The 14,593-nt window shown below is 57.0% G+C and carries 13 protein-coding genes and 1 pseudogene; 5 read left to right on the top strand and 9 right to left on the bottom strand.

From position 1 onward, the window contains the following. Window positions 1–37: 37 nt before the first annotated feature. The 7 genes from RVM27_RS11545 to fliD (RVM27_RS11515) form a co-directional block, all read right to left on the bottom strand. Window positions 38–235, bottom strand: a complete 198-nt coding sequence (locus RVM27_RS11545) for a hypothetical protein (RefSeq protein ID WP_498957772.1) — start codon at window positions 233–235, stop codon at window positions 38–40. A 6-nt stretch (window positions 236–241) separates the two neighbouring features. Continuing rightward, window positions 242–598 (bottom strand): hypothetical protein, encoded by a 357-nt coding sequence (locus RVM27_RS11540; RefSeq protein ID WP_498956643.1) that lies wholly within the window; start codon window positions 596–598, stop codon window positions 242–244. A 242-nt stretch (window positions 599–840) separates the two neighbouring features. Then, the gene (locus tag RVM27_RS11535; protein ID WP_498956642.1) at window positions 841–1,530 is read right to left on the bottom strand and encodes a hypothetical protein; all 690 of its coding nucleotides are present in this window, start codon (window positions 1,528–1,530) and stop codon (window positions 841–843) included. A 501-nt stretch (window positions 1,531–2,031) separates the two neighbouring features. Continuing rightward, window positions 2,032–3,144 (bottom strand): flagellin family protein, encoded by a 1,113-nt coding sequence (locus RVM27_RS11530; protein ID WP_498939045.1) that lies wholly within the window; start codon window positions 3,142–3,144, stop codon window positions 2,032–2,034. A 285-nt stretch (window positions 3,145–3,429) separates the two neighbouring features. Further along, the gene (gene ltrA / locus RVM27_RS11525) at window positions 3,430–4,818 is read right to left on the bottom strand and encodes a group II intron reverse transcriptase/maturase (protein ID WP_498956641.1); all 1,389 of its coding nucleotides are present in this window, start codon (window positions 4,816–4,818) and stop codon (window positions 3,430–3,432) included. A gap of 511 nt (window positions 4,819–5,329) precedes the next feature. After that, the gene (gene fliD / locus RVM27_RS11520) at window positions 5,330–6,733 is read right to left on the bottom strand and encodes a flagellar filament capping protein FliD (RefSeq protein WP_498956640.1); all 1,404 of its coding nucleotides are present in this window, start codon (window positions 6,731–6,733) and stop codon (window positions 5,330–5,332) included. A 233-nt stretch (window positions 6,734–6,966) separates the two neighbouring features. Further along, window positions 6,967–8,334: a flagellar filament capping protein FliD gene (gene fliD, locus RVM27_RS11515; RefSeq protein ID WP_498956638.1), complete on the bottom strand. Its 1,368-nt coding sequence runs from the start codon at window positions 8,332–8,334 to the stop codon at window positions 6,967–6,969. Window positions 8,335–8,676: 342 nt separating this feature from the next. On the opposite strand from fliD (RVM27_RS11515), the gene RVM27_RS11510 reads away from it, so the two are divergent. Both RVM27_RS11510 and RVM27_RS11505 read left to right on the top strand, forming a co-directional pair. Continuing rightward, a complete protein-coding gene (locus RVM27_RS11510) occupies window positions 8,677–8,997 on the top strand; it encodes a hypothetical protein (RefSeq protein ID WP_016915093.1) in 321 nt (106 codons plus the stop codon). 114 nt (window positions 8,998–9,111) lie between these two features. Continuing rightward, window positions 9,112–9,237 (top strand): annotated as a pseudogene (locus RVM27_RS11505) (IS5/IS1182 family transposase); the annotation flags it as partial. Between the two features lie 37 nt (window positions 9,238–9,274). Here RVM27_RS11505 and RVM27_RS11500 read toward each other — a convergent pair. Both RVM27_RS11500 and RVM27_RS11495 read right to left on the bottom strand, forming a co-directional pair. Next, window positions 9,275–9,685, bottom strand: coding sequence for a DNA adenine methylase (locus RVM27_RS11500; RefSeq protein ID WP_169958919.1), 411 nt, complete (start codon window positions 9,683–9,685; stop codon window positions 9,275–9,277). A 942-nt stretch (window positions 9,686–10,627) separates the two neighbouring features. Then, entirely contained in the window at window positions 10,628–11,899 is a 1,272-nt protein-coding gene (locus RVM27_RS11495) for an MgtC/SapB family protein (RefSeq protein WP_143069541.1), read from the bottom strand. Window positions 11,900–12,300: 401 nt separating this feature from the next. Between RVM27_RS11495 and tnpA the strand changes: the two genes are divergently transcribed. Genes tnpA through tnpC form a run of 3 tightly spaced genes read left to right on the top strand, consistent with a single transcriptional unit; the run spans window position 12,301 to window position 14,549 of the window. Continuing rightward, window positions 12,301–12,609 (top strand): IS66 family insertion sequence element accessory protein TnpA, encoded by a 309-nt coding sequence (gene tnpA, locus RVM27_RS11490; RefSeq protein ID WP_110068988.1) that lies wholly within the window; start codon window positions 12,301–12,303, stop codon window positions 12,607–12,609. Beyond that, the gene (gene tnpB / locus RVM27_RS11485; protein ID WP_169956277.1) at window positions 12,609–12,962 is read left to right on the top strand and encodes an IS66 family insertion sequence element accessory protein TnpB; all 354 of its coding nucleotides are present in this window, start codon (window positions 12,609–12,611) and stop codon (window positions 12,960–12,962) included. The genes tnpA and tnpB overlap by 1 nt, the downstream gene beginning before the upstream one ends. A 45-nt stretch (window positions 12,963–13,007) precedes the next feature. After that, window positions 13,008–14,549: an IS66 family transposase gene (gene tnpC, locus RVM27_RS11480; RefSeq protein ID WP_211620849.1), complete on the top strand. Its 1,542-nt coding sequence runs from the start codon at window positions 13,008–13,010 to the stop codon at window positions 14,547–14,549. Window positions 14,550–14,593: the final 44 nt, after the last annotated feature.

The following is a 14,593-nucleotide window of genomic DNA, read 5'->3' as shown; positions in this document are numbered from 1 at the left end:
ACAGAAAATTTGCAAGCTAATTATCTGTTACGCTATGTCACTCTTTGTTGAGCATCCCCATTGTATGCTCGCGCTGCTGCTTGATAGCGCTGTCTAAAATATCCAACAGCGCCTGATAATCTTCTGGCATGGAAGCATCCAGCCCGTGTTGCTCTACCCGTGCTATCGTTGCCTGGGTTTCACGAATCAGCGCTTCTAACGCGAGCGCTACTTGTTCATGCTCCTCGGGCTGCATACTCACTTAATGGCCTTGCTGCAGGCGTTGTACCCGCGCATACAGCTGCTTGGCGTTTTCAACCGCGGTGGCTTCATACGCATCCAGGGTGAGCAGCATATCTTTACGCGGGTCGTTCATTGCCGCTTCCAGCTCGTTACGGTAGCGTTTTAGCAGATGCTCCAGGTTCATACGAATCATGGTGAGTTCCAACTGGAACTCCGCCTTCAGCTTGGCGTAGCGCTCTTTTTTCTCAGGTGCTGCGCCGCTGGCTTCCACAACGGCGCTGATCGTCAGCTTGATCTGCTTTTCAACCGCCTTGAGCTTGGGGACGAGGTCGTTGATGACCTCACGGGCTGAGATGGTGGTGCTGGTTTGAGTCATTTACATGCCATGTCTTAATAAGTTTAAAATTTTTATCTTATTAAACCAAGCGCTATTTTACAATCAGCGCATTCTAAGGTGCTGGTTAACCTACAAGGATAAAGGGTAACGATGAAACATTAAATTAAGAACAAGCTTTGAAAAGTGAACGCATTGCCAAATCTTAATTAGCCATCATCTTGAGATACTCGCTTTCTTTAACAATAGCGGCGCCCCAAGGTTAGCCTGCGACCTATGCATCCTTATTTACTTTCAAATATTACCCGCTCATCTGGCGTACCACCTTCTTCGCCTAACCAATACCTTTCACCAGGAGGGGTAGGGCCGTTACCATTCTCAGGCAAAAGAAAGCTTTTCAATTTTTTTGCATTAGCTTTATCATCTGTTTCATTAAGGCGATCAATCAAGCTTTCGTGCGTTTTTTTAACCAAAAGCACACTTTCAATCAATGACAAAAAGGCATTCTGATATAGCTTTAGCGCTTTAGAATACTGATTAGCGCCATACCCTTCTTTAAGAGCAAGCGCGTCAAAGCTAGGCGCCGTTCCTTTGGCGATTTTAACTGCAGCGACTAAAGGATCAAGTACCGCACTTCTATACCCTTGGCGGGATATTTGCTTCTCTTTACCATACACATCACGCATCACATTTGGAAAATACAATCTGCCTTGGTCAACCAATATCGAAAGCCTTATAGCAAGGTCACTCGACACCTCAACAGCCTCTTTATACTCTAATCTATTAAAGTTGTCGTGAATCCTGGTCATTATATCAATGACTTGGCACGCCCATTGCTCAACATTGGCATTCCAATGACCACGTTCATTATCAACCGATAACCGGTACGCTTTCGATTGCCACCGATGACTCAAAAACCAACCACAGGCTGCTGACACAATAGCCACGGCTGCTGCAATAAACGCTTCTATCATTTTTCACCTCAGCATACTTACGACATACTATTGCATTCTTATAATTAGCCAATCTAATTTTCTAGCTTATCACCCACAAATTTTAAACTTATTTAACAATTTACACTTTCTTGCCCAATAAAGCGCCTTCTTGCCATGGTTCCATCCGTGCCCGAGACCCTCGTATCGATAATACACGAAAATATTAGATCAAGCACTTAACTCCTTCCATTGCATAGCGAGCATGGAATTAACTCTTAGCTTTCTTAAGCCTTACTAATGTCGAAAGAAAAACCAAAAGGCTGGTTCACTATCTTCCTGGCTTCGCTAGTTGCTTTTGCCACGTTGCATTCTAAGTCCCCCTCCTTAACATAAGTAAACTTCCAGTCAACGACAACCGAGCCATCACTAATGCGAACAACCTTGATTCTTATATCCATATGTAAAAATCCACCTAAAAATTAAAAAACGGGGCCTTTCGGCCCCGTTATATATCGATCAATCAGCTTAAAAGCTAACCCATTAACCCAGCAGAGACAGCACGTTCTGCGGAACTTGGTTAGCCTGAGCGAGAACGGAAGTACCGGCCTGCTGCAGGATCTGTGCGCGGGTCATGTTGGCCACTTCCTTTGCATAGTCAGCATCTTCGATGCGCGAACGAGCAGCAGCGAGGTTAGTCTCGTTGGTCTGCAAGTTGGTGATGGCTGACTCAAAGCGGTTCTGGATGGCACCCAGATCGGAACGCAGTGTATCCACATCACTCAGGGCTTGATCAATAGCTGCTAACGGAGATGTGGTTTTCTCTGCCAGAATTTCTGCAGTATCAGAATTGAAGTTCACGGTCAGTGTACCGTCATTGGTACCTGCACCTGCAGTACCATCACCAATTGTAAAGGTGGTTGAATCTACTGCAATATAAGCACTTTCTCCAGCTGCGTCAGTGCCAGTTACGTACCACTGACCTTTATCATCTTGAGAAAGGCCTGTTGCTGTGAAGGCCGTACCCGCACCGCCATCTGTTAGCGTCAAGTTTCCGGCGGGAACATCATCCCCATCTCCGTCAACGAAATCACCAGTTGCAAGAGCAGTAAGCCCAGCAGCTTCGACGCCATTAACATTGAAGGTATCCATGTTTAATGTCGCCGAAGTAATTTCCTTCAGATTAACTTCAATTGCTTCGCCGTCATTGGCACCGACCTGAATAGAAAGCGCTTGATCAGAGGCAAGCACTTTAACACCGTTGAAGCTGGTTTCTTTAGAAATACGATCGATTTCTGAGAGACGCTGACCAATTTCTGCCTGGATAGAGTCCAGGTCAGCTTGAGAATTGGTATCATTAGCAGCTTGGACGCTCAGTTCACGAATACGCTGCAGGTTGTCGTTGACCTGATTCAGCGCGCCTTCGGCAGTCTGAGCGACGGAGATGCCGTCGTTGGCGTTACGCTGTGCCTGAGACAGACCGGTGATCTGGGAGGACATGCGGTTGGCGATGGCCTGACCGGCCGCATCATCCTTGGCACTGTTGATGCGCAGGCCGGAGGAGAGACGCTCCATGGAGGTCTGCAGCGCGTTCTGGCTCTTGCTCAGATTGGACTGGCCAATCATGGAGGTGATGTTGGTATTGATCACTGACATGGTGTGATTCTCCTTGCGTTAACACTGGCCTTGAAGGCCCGCTTTTCGGCCACTGTGTGCGCCGTTGTATTAGTTAACGGCCTAAGGAGGAGAACCTTTAGGGGTGAGTAGTAAAAAATTATGTAATGTTTGGTAACTTAGTGATGACTTTTGGCAACTAGCTGACATCGGTCGCGAGCTAAAGCTGCTTCCCACACTGGCTCTTGCCTCAGAATCGAGTAGGAAGGGGAGTCGCCTCCCCTGTCCTCTCACACCACCGGGCATACGGTTCCGTACCACGGCGGTTCATGAACAACGTTTGAGCCATCTTACCGTATCGAGTATCGAGATCAGGCCCAGATCGTAAAACCACTTTCTCGGCAGGGCCTCATTCATGTGCGAGGCTCCGGCGTTCCACCAGGGCCCTCGCCCATTGCCCGCCGATTTCCAGGCACGATTCGCGTCCAGACCTAGGCCTCGGAGTTTCCGACGCCGGGTCGTCGGGCGCTTCCATTGCCGCCAGATCAGACCGCGCAAGCGCCGTCGTATCCATTGATCCAGCGCTTCCAAGGGGCGTTTCACATCAACAAGGTTGAAGTAATGGGCCCATCCTCGCAGGACTGGACTCAACCCTTCGATTGTCCGCTGGAGGTTACACCCTCTGCCACGCTGCAGGGTCTCACGGACACGCTGCATCATGCGCGTCAGGCTACTCTTGGCTAGCGTCAGCTTCGACTGCTTGTGCCGCGTAAGACTGTAGCCTAGATAGCCGCGTTTCCATGGCCGATCCACTGCACTTTTGCGGCGGTTGACCGTCAGCCGAAGTGAGTTCTCGAGATACTCACTCAAGCTGTCCATAACACGCTCGCCTGCCCGCCAGCTTTTGACATACACCTGCACGTCATCGGCGTAGCGGCAGAAGCGGTGGCCTCGACGTTCCAGCTCCTTGTCCATGTCGTCCAGCAAGATGTTCGCCAGCAGCGGGCTGAGGGGCCCGCCTTGGGGCGTCCCCTGCCGTCTCGGCGTAGGCAAGCCGTTCTGGAACATGCCCGCCTCCAGGTAGCGGCGGATCAGACGCAGCACGCGCTTGTCGTTAACGCGCCGCGCGACCCGTGCCATCAGTAGATCGTGGTTCACTCGGTCGAAGAAGGCTTCCAGGTCAAGGTCGACTACCCAGCGGTGGCCGGCGGTGACGTGGGCCTTCATGGCCGAGACGGCCTGCTTAGCGCTGCGCCTGGGGCGGTAGCCGTAACTTGACTCGGAGAAGCTCGGGTCGAAGATCGGCATGAGCACTTGTGACAGCGCTTGCTGGATCAGTCGATCGGTGACCGTAGGAATGCCGAGCTGCCGTACGCCGCCTTTAGGCTTGGGGATCGTGGCGGCCCGGACCGGGCTGGGGTGATACTCACCGGCCAACAGCCGCTCTCGCAGCGTTGGCCAGTACTGCTTTAGGTGGCCCGCTAACTGATGCACCGTCATGCCATCGACACCCGGTGCGCCTTTGTTGGCAACCATCTTACGGTAAGCCCGCTGCATGTTCTCCGGGTCAATGACCCGTTCCATGAGCGAGGCTGACTCCGCTTTCGTCCACGATAGCGACGCCGGGATCGTCTCGACGCTCACCGGCTGGGACGCGGGGTACTGCCCCTGCCCCTCTGGGTGAGTGACGGTGTTAGCGCCATGGTCTGTCTTCATGATCGATCCTCGAGACGTTATCGCCTACTCGCGGTTCTTCATGTTCGGCCCTTGGTGCCGCGGTGAACCGGCACTTACTATGGCCTCGGCTGACGTCTGATGATCCCTCCCGTCGCCTCTCGACGCCGGTAGCCCTGTGGCAGACCACCAGACCTCCCAGGGTAAGACGCGCGACCTTCCCGCTTATGCCTGTCGGATTTACCTCATGGCGTTCCGTGCAAGTATTGGGCTTTGGTGATTGCTGCCACCTTACCCCGCCATGACGCCTCGTATCCGCTTCCTGTTCGTCAGGCCAGCGTTTTGCCTCGGGCTGCCTTCAGATTCTCCCTCGCGGGAGACACCCTTGCCGTCGGCTAGCACTTCCCCTTACCGGGCGTGCAGGGGACTTTCACCCCCAAGTCATCCTGAGGCACCACCCCCAGGAACAGCGCCTATCAAGGCGCTACGCGCCATGCCTGGCGCACAGCAACAAAGCCCCCTTACGATGGGGGCTTCGGGCAATTGGTAGCGGCTACCTCTTGCGCCCTAGCTGTGCATCTAGCGCATCAAACTGCTGAGTCAGATAAGTACTCATGCTGTTCATCTGCGCAATCATCGCGTCTAACTGGCCGAACTGGGTGCGGTAGCGGCTGATGGTGCGCTCGATGGTCACTTCCATGCGTTCAAAGCGTTCGTCTAGGCTTTTCACGCGGTTTTCGGCACCGCTAATGGCCAGCTTTACTACTCCGTTATCGCCAAGCATTCGCTCTACGGTGCTGTCGAGCTGGGCTGCCAAGCCATTCCCTGCTTCACCACCTACGAAAAAGTCGCTGAGTGCTTGGGGGTTATTGGCGACTAGATCGCTGATTGTATCGTCATCCATTTCCAGCGTGCCGTCTCGTTGCAGGGTAATGCCTAACTGGTTCAGGGTGCCCAGCTCGCCACCTTCCACACCACCGGTCAACACGCTACGCAAGCGACTTTCAATGGTGCGCACGGTGCTGTCGCCAACCAGTTCGCCTGCGGTTTCGCTGTCGCCGGTAAAGCTGGTGAGCTTGGCAATGGTGCCTTTCAGGTCGTTGAACGCTTTCACGAAGCCGTTAATGGCTTCGCGCTGCTTGAGGGTGTCTCGTTCGACAGTAATGGTGCTGGTGGCGGTTTCGCCATCGGCAATGCTGAGTTCGGCCAGGTTCAGCGTGACCCCTTGAATGGCACCTTCTATTTGGTTGTTGGCACTGCTAATGGAAATGCCGTTGACCGTGAGCGCGGCATCCTCACCGGCTCGCTTGGTGGCGGCATCTTCAGCAAAGGGCCCTGCCACGGTTACTGCCGGGTCTTGGCTGGCATCGACAAAGCTAAAGCTGGCAATAGAGGCATCCGCCCCAGTGTTTTTAGAACTGAGCGCCAGCCGGTAGCCTTGGCCATCGTTGATGATGGTGGCGTTAACGCCTGCATCCTTGTGGGCGTTAATGGCGTTACGAATGGCTTCCAGGCTGCTGTTGGGGGCCATGGCAATATCAACCGAATCTGCGCCGCCAAAATTGAGCCGTATGGCCGTAGCCCCCTGCAGGTCTAGCGCGGCATTTTTTTCACCCGTGATGCGGTTGGATGCCAGGGTGCCAGAAGTGGCCAACTGCGACACCTCTACTCGGTAGCTGCCGGGCAGCGCGCTGGCGGTGGTGGTGGCTTTAATGGCATCGCCCCGCACGTTGGCGGAAAGACTTTGGTAGAGTTTGGGGTCGTTGATTTTAGCCAGCGCATCCTGAAATCCGTTCAGCGACGTTTGCAGCTGGCCGAAAGCCGAAATTTTGGCCTGCTGCTGCTCTTTTTGGCGGGTAATGGGCACGAGCTTGCCGCGTTCCGCAGCCTGTAGCTGATCCAGCAAGCCGGTGAGATCCAGGCCAGAGCCAACGCCTAGAGAGGTTATTGTCGCCATGCAGATGTTCCTCGGTGCAAAAGGCTAAACCCATGCGCGATGAACGCGCTTGTGTCGTCGCTCCTGAAGGGGGGGTTAAGCAGAGCGATCAAATGTAAAGTCATTATCGGCGCATCAGCGGAAAACTTGAATGGGGTGAGTGTTTTTTTAAGCTTTGCCTGCACGTAATAAAGTATGCCAGTCACAAAAACGCCTGCTGTTTCCAGCAGGCGTAAGGTAAGGCGGGAGAGCGCTTAGCGGCGGCCCAGTTGGGCGTCCAACGCATCAAACTGCTGGGTAAGGTAATCGCTGGTCTGGTTCATTTGGGCAATCATGCTATCCAATTGGCCAAACTGGGTACGATAGCGAGAAATGGTCTGCTCGATGGATTGCTCCATGCGCAGATAACGCTCTCCCAATGACTCGACGCGGTTTTCAGCGCCTGAAATCGCGCCTGCCACCGTGCCATTACTACCTAACAGCTGCTCAATGGTTTGGTTCACTTGACCGGCCATGCCCGCGTCGCTGGCGTCGCCTGCAAAGAAGGTGGAAAGCGCCTCCTGGTTGTTGGCAATGGCATCATCTAACTTGTCGCTATCGACGGCCAAAGTGCCATCGCGCTGAAGGGTAACGCCGATATCGCTCAGCATGGAGAACTCGCCTTCCATGCCACCGCTTAACACACTGCGTAAGCGCGATTCGACTGTGCGCATGGCGCTATCGCCGGTCAATTCGCCAGCAACGCCCGTTTCGGCATTAAAGCCGAGTTCACCAATGGTTCCTTTCAGGTCGTTGTAGGCGTCTACGAAGCTGGTGATTGCCTCTCGAACGGCGCGGGTGTCTTGTTCTACGGCCACGGTGCTGGTGCCTTCTTCTTGCAGGTTGAGCGTGACCCCTTGAATGGCGCCCTCTACTTGGTTGGTAGGACTAGTGATGGCGATGCCATTCACATTCAGCGCGGCGTCTGTGCCGCTTTGATGTGTGCCTGTACTGTCGCCATTAACATCTACGCCACCATCTGCTTCAAGTGCAACGCCCCCAGTAATTGAGAAGCTGCTAATGGATGCATCAGCGCCTGTTTCACTTGAACTCAGCGACAACCGATAGTCGGTGCCATCGTATACAATCGTAGCGTTAACACCCGAATCTTCCTTTGCGTTGATGGCATCCCGTATACCTTCGAGGGTGCTATCTGCCGCAATGGTGACATCCTGAGTGTTGCCATTACCAAAAGTAAAGGTAAGCGTTTCCTCTGCAGTGGTGAGTACGTCATCCACAGCTGTAACGCCTTTAGAAGCCAGAGTGCCGCGGGTTGCTAGCGTTTCAACCGTTACGCTGTAGCTGCCAGGCTGCGCTTCGCCATCAGCGGCGGCCGTAATGGCGCTGCCACCAACGTTGGTTGACAGGCTTTCGTACAGGGCGCTGTCGTTGAGCGCCGCCGCCGCCGTTTGAAACTGAGACATGGCGCTTTGCAGCTGGCCGTAGGCGGAAATTTTGGTCTGCTGGGTTTCCAGTTGCCGCTCGATGGGCTGCAGCTTGCCCCGCTCGGCTTCTTGCAGTTGGTCTAGCAAGCCGTTGAGATCAAGCCCTGAACCGATACCCAATGATGAAATGGAAGCCATACGCTAATGTCCTTTAGTTTATACGCCTCGCTATGTGCTCCGACGCCAATGAATCGTTTAACAGTGTGCTGTATTACTAATAACCTTCGGCCATTTAACCCCAGTCTTTAGGGTTCATCCAATTTTTCATTATTTTCTTGCTGATTTCTTGCTGAGCGCATTGTGTTGGCAAAGGCGAATTTCAGCGGCTCACAAGTGAAATCTACGGGCTTTACGTTGCAGACATGTGGCAACCACCCTGCGCGCCCCTCATGGTTCAACATAGACCTTGGTCTAACGCCCCTGCTCATTTATAATGCACCGCAGCACATCCCCTTTTCCGTGCGATTGCAGGAGTCATCCATGCCCGCAGAAGCGTTATCTCAGGCCTCCAGCGCTGCCTTTCATCTGCAACGCAGCCTGCGTCACTGCCTTTCCCGTGCTGCCGAGCTGCTTTACGAAAGCGGCCACGTCCTTGAAACCATCACCTTGTCGCAACGCGGATTGTCCCGCCATGAGCTGAACACGCTGCGCCAGCAGCAAACTGGCTGGGCCATGTGCCAGCAGGTGTTGGAAGAGAGCGGTGCCGCCACCTACAACAGTTATGGCCGCTGGGTGTTGACGGGCATGGGCCGCGAATTGATGTTCGATATGTTTGGCCAAGGCGCCGCCGACTGCGCGTGAAGCCAAGCGAATGACGCGCCTGGACAAACAAGCGGCTTGAGCCAACTGAAACCCATAAAAAAACGCCCGCTGGGGGAAGCGGGCGCTTGGCGTGCTAACGGGGATGGTGGCCCCAGGCGCTTCAACAAGCTCAAGAATGCCCGTCGCGTCGCCACCCGCTACGACAAGACCGCCGAAAGCTTCCTGGGCTTCATCGACATCACGTCGATCCGCCTCTGGCTCCGCCATTTGTCAACATGACCTAGGTCTGCGATCAGAACACGTTCTTCACTCTGGTTTATGTCTTCACGAGAGCGCCATTCGCGGATCTGGCTGCGGATTGCACCGATCTTCTGGGCATTGCCTTCCGTGAAATACATGCGGGACACAGAACAATGTTGTGGCTGTATTCACGCCAGATGAAGCCGCGCTGTGGCTTGAGCGAATTCAGCACATCGACGGCACTGGCATACCCCCCGAGCCCGGAAAACAGAACGTCGGCTTTGGAGACCAGCCTCGCGAATGACATGATGGCCGACGAACTCAGATGATCGTTTACATGTACTTTCCAACCGGCTCTGGAAGCAGCTTCCGCAACCGCACCAGTCCCCGAAAATGCATCAATGAACATCCCGCTATCCGGCGACCCGATCCGGTCGATGATGGTGTCGACGACACGGGCCTTTGATCCGATATAACGGAATGACATGTACGGACGTTCTCCCTGCTCTTGTTTTTCTATATTCTGGTTGGCATCACTACGAGGAGTTTGTGTCATGGTTTCGGGGGCGTCGCTCCACGCTGCTGCCGAATTTGCGCCAATCGACGTTAATGAGTGTCTAAGATGAACGAAGACTCTGTTGCTGCGTTGCTCCGTATGAATTCAAGATCGGGTCACGGTCAACATGGCACAACGACACCCTCATGAGCAACATCTTGTAGAGGGCAGTGCCGATTGGGCTGCTCGTTGTGGCGTGGGTGGTTGAAGGGGACAACGCTGCAGGCCGACGCACAGTCCATGGGCGAATGACGAGTGCCTTGTTCGCAGGCTGCCGTCATCACAGTGAGGCGACGCAGAGCAGCGATGAGCCGTAAGCGATGGGGTGGACGCCGTCGAAGGTCTGAAGGCGGTACGGTCCGCATCGCGGAAGTTGATGCGTGAGACGACCGTGCCGGCTGGCTGTAGCAAAAGTTCGAGTTCTGTTCCATTTCAGCGAACGCCACTGGTGTCGATGTGCCCAGCTGCGACGTAGAAAAAGTCTCGCAAATCCAGATATTTGCAACAAATTCACCAAATCCGCGCAGTCATGAGGTCCGGAGAATATCGGCCATGAGAGACCTCTACCGGACCTCCTGGCACCGACGCCGCTGAACAGCCCCATACGCATAACCCTCGAAAACAACGGAAAAATCTGGCCACAGCCGGATCGGGAGAACGCTTTCGCGGGGGAAAGTGGCGGAGGGGACGGGCCTGAAAGACAACCTTCTCCGCAAAAAACAGAACGGCATACTGCTTCGCTTGGGGTCAATCAAAGACCAACAGCTCGGCTATCTCAGAGCCTCAGAGCCGACATCTTCGCCGCGAAGTTGTTTTTGGACCATCCCATTCCTGATGTGTAGCGATTTACGCGTTTGCGCCGCGGCATGAGGCTCAGGGCGCGACCATGATGCTGATGGCTGCTGCAAACCACCACCCCGCCCAGACAGCAGCGGCCGTCAGCATCAGGCCGCCGGCAACAGACCAGCCGAACGCCGCCGCTCCTCCCCGCAAGGCCAGGACGATCCGTACCCCGGCATTCACGCTGATCGCTGCTGCCAGCGGCACGACCGCCTCGGATGCGGGCAGCTGTCCGGCCACAACCAGCGAGGCCAACGCAACCGCAGCGGATCCCGTGCTCACCAGCCCAGCGAGTGCCGCCGACACCAAGATGGCCTCGCTTCCGAAATACTCGTTCAGGACAGCGGAGACGACAATGACTGTTGCCACCATAGCCGCAAAGCTCACGGCGCCCCGGACGCTGAATATCCGACTGGGAAGTTCGAGCCCATCGGGCTCTGCTCCGCCGCCGCGCGATCCGATGCGTGCAAGCACGGTCCCGTAGAGCAATGCCACTAGCGAAGGGATGATCAGGATCGGGGCTGCAAGTGTGAACATCGAAGGGCTGAGAAACAGCAGTACGATACCGGTCTGCGCGAGCGACGAAACTGAGGAGAACGTAACACCCGCAGCGGCGGGATAGGCCTCGAGCGGCCGATCCTGCACCTTCTTCAACATAGCCACCACGGTGGCGGTGCTCGACACGAACCCGGAGAGGAAACCGCTTAATGGCAGACCCAGCCGTGAACCGAAGACCCGTGTGCAGATGTGGCCGACAGCGCCGATCGCCATGACAAGAATGACGATCACGAACAGTTTCTGTGGATTGATCGCCCCGCCCGGACCCAATGCTTCGTTGGGCAGGATCGGCAGGATCAGGAGCGCCGAGACGCCGAGGATGAGACCGTCGCGGATCTCGAAATCGTTTAGCACCGAGCGGCTGAAGTCGCGCAGCACCGTGCGCGCAGCCAAGAGCGCCGCAACCAGGACGCCCGATGCCGCCGCAAGGAACGTGTGCTCGATTGACAGCGCACCCAGCACGACCACGATCAACAGGGCAAGGCTGGTGGTCAGGCCCGCTTGGCGATCCGGTTGGGACAGGTGCGTCGCCATGCGAAGGCCGCCGATGACGGCGACGGCGACGGCGAGCATTGGCCATCCACCGGCAATCTGACTCAGCGCGCCGGTCAGTGAGGCGAGCGCAAAGGTGCGCACGCCTGCCGGGACAAGCCCCCCGGTCACGCCTGCATTCCGCTCGCGCTCGATCCCGATCAGAAGTCCGATGCCCAAGGCCTCGAGCAGCAATAATGCCTCTGATGTCTCCAAGTTTACTCCCCCATCCGTTGCCGTGTGCGACAAAACCACTATTCGTACGCTAAACGGTTTGGGCTGCCGCCGCGGCTATGAAGCCCACCTACAACCTTGCGCAGTGCCGGTTGGCAATCGGCTTCCCGCAATCAAACAGGAATATCTAGGCCGTGTGGACGAAATCACGCGAGTTGGGGTATAGGAAGTTCAACCGCCCTTTTTGGCGAGTCTGGCAGGTAGGAAGCGGCCGCGCAAGCGCCGCTTTGGGCACAGATCGGGCACAGATCGGGGGTTCATGCGTGGGTTTTCGACATCGCGGGGCCACGCAGCGGGTAAGCGGCCATCCTGGCGCGTCGTTTCTTGAAATGGCCTGACCCCCTACGCTGATCCCGTCATTCACCGACGGAGCATCAGTCCCCATGTCGAAGCGACGCCACTCCCGCCACCCCGCCTCGCAATGGCAGGCCTGGGTCGACGAACAGGCCCAAAGCGGGCTCTCCCAGCAAGCCTTCTGTCGGCAGGTAGGGCTTCCCGTCAGTTCCTTCAAGCTCTGGAAGCGGCGACTGGCCGGCGACGCACCAATGCCTTATCACAGGGCTGCCGAGCCGGCGCTCTTCGCACCCGTGTCAGTGCCAGAGGAAGATGCCATTAGTGACGAGCCACGCGGCTGGGAGATCGAGCTCGACCTGGGGGATGGTGTCTGTCTGCGCTTTCGCCGGGGGGCATGATGCGCCCGCCGATCACGCTCTGGCTGTGCACCCAGCCCACCGACATGCGTTGCTCGTATGATGGGCTGGCCGCCCTGGTTCGCCGACAGCTGGGTCAGAATCCGCTGAGCGGGCACGGTTTCATCTTCATCAACCGGCGGCGCACCCAGCTCAAGTGCCTGTACTTCCAGGCCGGCGGCTACTGCGTGTGGAGCAAGCGCCTGGAGCGCGGACGTTTCGCCACCCTGTCGTCGTCCACCGCCGGCCAGGCGATCACGCTCAGCCCTGCCGAGTTCGAAGCCCTGATCGAGGGACTCGATCTGGTGGTCACGAAACGCCGCAAACGCTGGCATCCCAAGGTGTCAGCGGCCTGATGGCATGGTAAAATAACGGCCTGATTCACCAGGAAATATCGCCTCGTGTCGTCGCCGTCTCTGGAGCAGAAATACCAGCAATCTCTGGCCGAAAACTCGGTCCTCAGGGAAGAGAATGCGTCGCTCCAACGCCAGCTCGACTGGTTCAAGCGGCAGCTGTTCGGTCGCAAGTCGGAGCGCCTGCTGGCGATCGACCCGGCCGTGCAACAGAGCCTGCTCGGCAGTATGCAGGATCTGCCGGCTCCGCCGCCGCCCGAGCCTGATGAAGACGCCTCACCCGCCAAGACGCCGTCACGCAAGACGCGTCGTGATGCCGTCAACGACACCGGGCTGCGCTTCGATGCCTCGGTGCCGGTCAAGGTGATTGAGGTGGCACCGGACCTGCCCGAGGGCATGAGCCTGGACGACGTCGAGGTGATCGCCACGCGCAGCACCTTCCGCCTGGCGCAGCGCCGGGCCAGCTTCGAGGTGCTGGAGTATCGTTGCCCGGTGTTCAAGGTCAGCAAGGCGGCGCCGCCCCAGGCAACGTCAGCGCCGGCCACGCTGTTCGACGGCTCACTGGCCGACGTCAGCTTCATCGCCGGCCTGCTGGTCGACAAGTTCTGCTACCACCTGCCGCTCTATCGCCAGCATCAGCGCCTGCAGCAGGCCGGCATCCAGCTCAGTCGCACCACACTGACTCAGCAGGTGGCGCGAGCTGCGGCGTTGCTGTCGCCGATCCACCTGGCCCAGCTGGAGCACGTGCTGCAAAGCCAGGTGCTGGCCATGGACGAGACGCCGATCAAGGCGGGCCGCAAGACCAAGGGCAAGATGCAGGAGGCATGGTTCTGGCCGCTGTACGGTGACCACGACGAGATCAGCTTCACCTTTTCCCCGTCACGCGCCAAGGCCCACATCGACACGGTGCTGGGTGACCACTTCGAAGGCGTGCTGCTGACCGACGGCAACGCCTCTTATGCCCGCTATGCCGAGAAGCGCCCGGGGGTGACCCACGCCGAATGCTGGGCCCACGCACGGAGGCACTTCGAGAAGGCGCAGGGCAGTGATGACGCGGTTGAGGAAGGCCTGCTGCGGATCGCCGGGCTCTACAAGGCCGAGACCTGGATCCGTGAGAAGGGCCGCGAAGGACCGGAGAAACTCAAGGCGCGCACCGACTACAGCGAACCGCGGGTGCGAGCCTTCTGGCAATGGTGCGATCACCAGCTTCATCGGGACGATCTGGAGCCCCGCCACCCGCTGCGCAAGGCCGTCGAGTACGCGCTGAAGCGGCAGCGCAGTCTGGAGGTGTTCCTGTCCGATCCCGACGTGCCGATCGACACCAACCACCTGGAGCGTGGCCTGCGCTGCATTCCCATGGGAAGGCGCAACTGGTTGTTCTGCTGGAGCGAGGTCGGCGCCGAGCACGTCGGCATCGTGCAGAGCCTGCTGACCACCTGCCGGCTGCAGGGCGTCGACCCCTACACCTATCTGGTCGATGTCCTCCAGCGCGTGGCGCTTCATCCCGCCTCACGGGTCGACGAGCTGACACCGCGTCGCTGGAAGACCCTGTTCGCCGACGCGCCGCTGCGCTCCGACATCGAGCGCTGAATCGACACCCGCCGGCGCATCGGGCAAGGTGGCGCCTTTCCCGA

Source organism: Halomonas sp. KM007 (assembly GCF_050709225.1).
GTDB classification, from domain to species: domain Bacteria; phylum Pseudomonadota; class Gammaproteobacteria; order Pseudomonadales; family Halomonadaceae; genus Vreelandella; species Vreelandella hamiltonii.
This window is presented reverse-complemented; position numbering and strand designations above follow the sequence as displayed.